Origin of the sequence: Serratia nevei, assembly GCF_024160145.1 — a bacterium.
Lineage (GTDB): Bacteria > Pseudomonadota > Gammaproteobacteria > Enterobacterales > Enterobacteriaceae > Serratia > Serratia nevei_A.
The window spans coordinates 1-859 of record NZ_JAMYWQ010000101.1; the positions used below are offsets into that span (position 1 = coordinate 1).

The 859-nt window shown below is 49.2% G+C and carries 3 protein-coding genes; 1 reads left to right on the forward strand and 2 read right to left on the reverse strand.

Features of this window, described 5'->3' with window-relative positions; all coding sequences use genetic code 11:
• A partial coding sequence (locus tag M6G53_RS24905; RefSeq protein WP_253335227.1) for a transposase occupies positions 1 to 124 on the forward strand: 124 nt, incomplete at its 5' end.
• A 58-nt stretch (positions 125 to 182) separates the two neighbouring features.
• On the opposite strand, the gene ykgO is transcribed toward M6G53_RS24905, so the two are convergent.
• Together ykgO and M6G53_RS24915 are read right to left on the reverse strand one after the other, a co-directional pair.
• Entirely contained in the window at positions 183 to 323 is a 141-nt protein-coding gene (gene ykgO / locus M6G53_RS24910) for a type B 50S ribosomal protein L36 (RefSeq protein ID WP_004940304.1), read from the reverse strand.
• Between the two features lie 12 nt (positions 324 to 335).
• Positions 336 to 590 carry a type B 50S ribosomal protein L31 gene (locus tag M6G53_RS24915; RefSeq protein ID WP_004940303.1) on the reverse strand — a complete coding sequence of 85 codons (255 nt, stop codon included), beginning with the start codon at positions 588 to 590 and terminating at the stop codon, positions 336 to 338.
• Positions 591 to 859: the final 269 nt, after the last annotated feature.

Below are 859 nucleotides of genomic sequence, written 5' to 3' on the forward strand. Positions count from 1 at the left end.
TACCAGCGTGCTGGAAGGGATGAACAATAAGATAAAGGTGATGAAGCGGATGGCTTATGGATACCGGGATAACGCTTACTTCTTCCTGAAAATCAAAGCAGCATTCCCCGGTAAAACGCGATGAACCTAAAAAAAGCCCCGTTGAGCAGCAACGGGGCTTTGCGACAGATGACACTTTAACGTTAACGCTTTTTCTTACGTCCCTGTACCGCTTTGAATCGCGGATTGCTTTTACAGATCACATAGATGCGGCCACGACGACGCACGACTTTGCAATCCGGGTGGCGATTTTTCGCCGAACGCAATGAACTCAATACCTGCATGTGGGTTCCTTGTTACTTATTGCCGATAAAGCGGCCAAAGCGCTGCTGGAAGCGCGCCGTGCTGCCTTCTTTGGAGTAGTCTTTCTGCTTGCCGGTGTAATACGGATGCGAAGCGGAAGAGACGTCGAGGGTGACGTAAGGCCAGCTTTCGCCATCCAGCTCAATGGTGCGATCGGTTTTGATGGTCGATCCCACTTTGAAGTAGGCATTGGCGCTGACGTCGTGGAACACCACGGTACGATAATCGGGATGGATGCCGGGTTTCATAATGGCTCTCTCATGTAATGTTATACTATAACATTAATTATGCGCCGACCCGGCATCACGATCAAGCGTAAATTGCACACCAGAGTGAATTAATGAGAACGGTTTGCATTAAGCAACTGAAGCAAAAGAAAAAGGCCGCATGCGCGTAATGCTGGTCACTTAAGGGTGACCAGCAACTTTTTTATCTGGATATTTCCTGCTTCTGGCCCGGAGTTCTCTAGGATAACTTCGCTCTCTGCGCCCTGGTAGTACCAGCCATTTCGCCTGTT